4 protein-coding genes are annotated in these 2,065 nt (G+C 58.6%); 1 reads left to right on the top strand and 3 read right to left on the bottom strand.

Translation table 11 applies throughout. The annotated features are described in order from the left end of the window. Positions 1–426: IS3 family transposase (locus DBR22_RS12930; protein ID WP_146187495.1), on the bottom strand; the 426-nt coding region annotated here is incomplete at its 3' end. A 20-nt stretch (positions 427–446) separates the two neighbouring features. Beyond that, positions 447–758 carry a transposase gene (locus DBR22_RS12925; RefSeq protein WP_056632868.1) on the bottom strand — a complete coding sequence of 104 codons (312 nt, stop codon included), beginning with the start codon at positions 756–758 and terminating at the stop codon, positions 447–449. A gap of 229 nt (positions 759–987) precedes the next feature. On the opposite strand from DBR22_RS12925, the gene DBR22_RS12920 reads away from it, so the two are divergent. Further along, positions 988–1,893, top strand: a complete 906-nt coding sequence (locus tag DBR22_RS12920) for a hypothetical protein (RefSeq protein WP_108599357.1) — start codon at positions 988–990, stop codon at positions 1,891–1,893. Here the strand turns inward: DBR22_RS12920 and DBR22_RS12915 are convergent. Then, positions 1,851–2,065, bottom strand: a 215-nt coding sequence (locus DBR22_RS12915; protein ID WP_146187493.1) for a DNA cytosine methyltransferase, incomplete at its 5' end; no start/stop codon positions are given. The genes DBR22_RS12920 and DBR22_RS12915 overlap by 43 nt on opposite strands.

Genomic DNA, 2,065 nt, shown 5'->3' with positions numbered 1-2,065 from the left:
GTAGGTGAAATCAGTGACCCAGATCTGGTTCGGGGCCGGGGCGGTGAAGTCCCTGTTCAGCAGGTCGCCGGCGCGACGGCCGTCCTTGCCGGGGATACTGGTGCGGGTCTTGCGGCCCCTGACGAGGCCGTTCATGCCCTCTTCGCGCATGAGCCGGTCCACGGTGTGTTTGGAGGCTTCCGGGAAGCCGTTACGGCGCAGCCACTGTGTCATTTTCCGCCGCCCGTACATGATCTCGGGCCGGGGGCGTCCCTTCGCATGGGGGACTTTCAAGGCACGTAGTGCATCGGTGATGCGGGCGTCTTCGATGGTGCGCAAGGCCGGCAGGCGTTTCTTCCACGCCCGGTAGGTTCGTGCGGCGACCTGCACGCCCTGCTCCCGCAGGACGGCACAGATCGACTCGACCGCATAACCTTCAGCCCGCATTTCGTCGATGGATCGACAAATCAGCGGCGGCGAGGGTCGAGCTCCCTCGCGAAGAAAATCGAGGCCTGTTTGAGGATCTCGTTGGACTCTTTCAAGTCCCGCACCTCAGCCCGGAGCCGCTTGATTTCCTCCAGCTCGTCACTGCTCGGGCCGGTCTTCTCACCGGCATCGACCTGGGCCTGGACAACCCAACGGCGCAGCGATTCAGGGCCGACTCCCAGCTTCGGGGCCAGTGCCTTGCAGGCAGCATAGACAGACGGGTATTCGGACAACCGATCCAAGGTCATGCGCACGGCACGGTCACGGACTTCGGGCGGAAACTGCTTGGGCATAATCACTATCTTTCTCACAGAAGATAGCGGCATCAAACCCGGGACGGTTCAAACTACTTGAACGCAAAACTGCTCCCCGGAAGTCGAAACTGAATTTTCAGTCCAACTTTCGGGGAGCAGTTCATGCATTAGCGGGGGAGTAGGGGCCTTGCTATTTGGCGGTGACGGGGGGATTTGAACTCTTTGCCGGCCCAGTGCTGGCGTGAAAAATGTCTAGATCTCAAGGAAATTGATCACCCAAATCACGCATTTTCACGTGAAGTGTGCCCATCCGCCGGTCCTTCAGTTGAGCCGCGTCGTGATCATTCGGCGCACTGCCCCGCCTCTGTCGGACTCGGAGCGACACGTCCTTGATCGTGGAGTTCGCAACATTCCGGGGCAGCATGCGAGGATCAATCCTGTGCCCCAAGATGACGTACGCGAATCGCAGATGACCGACCTTTTCAACTTAACCCAGGCGGAGGACCGTAAGCGTCATGAAATCGATGCGTTCCTCGAAATAGACGGGCTGAAATTACCTTTTGAGCTGAAATCCACCACTAAAACCTCAGTCTCGACTGTCAGGGATTTTGGGCCGGACCATATTGAGAAGTGGCGCGATGGTCTGCACTGGATCTTCGCCTTTTACACCCAGGGCAGGCTGCAGTACTGCTACTACGCCTCTCCGCTGGACATGGAATCGTGGATCAGTGACCACGAGCGTTACGTAGCCCCAGATTTTTATCTGGCAGAAACTGTGCCCTCTTTCATCACGTCGGCAATGGTCATTGAGCTGCTGGGCGGAAAGGAGGTCTATTCGCTGCTGGACGCCCGACGTCTTATGAAGAATCAGTGGACGGCCAAAGAGTACGCTTCCAACCGCGATATATCCCACGATCCCGAATTTGCCGAAACGACAGCGTCCGGCAAGCCCAAGAAGAATCCGGGCGGTTACTCGCTCGAAAAGATGACTGAGATACTTCAGCTTCGCTGCGGCTACGTCATCCAGCGCGGATCGACGCTTAACAACCCGAAAATCAGCGGATCATATTTCGCTGATTTCGAGAAGATCACTACCGACCACGCGGCAACTCTTCGACGTCTCGTGCGGACTTATCTTGCCAAAACAGACGCCACCGACGAGGCCACCGCGTAACCCAGCGCTGGCGGCACAGCGTTGCCGATCTGGCCGAGCTGCATGTAGGTTGCACCGGTGAACTTCCAGTCTTCCGGAAAGGCCTGCAGGAGGCCCACCTCCGGTACCGACAGCCGGTAGTCGTCGTGCTTAGCGACGAACGCCTGTGCCGCCTCCCGGGTGGGAGCCACCC

Origin of the sequence: Arthrobacter sp. HMWF013 (assembly GCF_003061105.1) — a bacterium.
GTDB lineage: Bacteria > Actinomycetota > Actinomycetes > Actinomycetales > Micrococcaceae > Arthrobacter.
Note: the sequence above shows the minus strand (reverse complement) of the source record. Positions and strands in the feature narration are given on the sequence as shown.

Excerpts from the sequence above, each read along its gene's own strand:
- DBR22_RS12925 (WP_056632868.1), bottom strand. The coding sequence starts at position 758 with ATGCCCAAGCAGTTTCCGCCCGAAGTCCGTGACCGTGCCGTGCGCATG.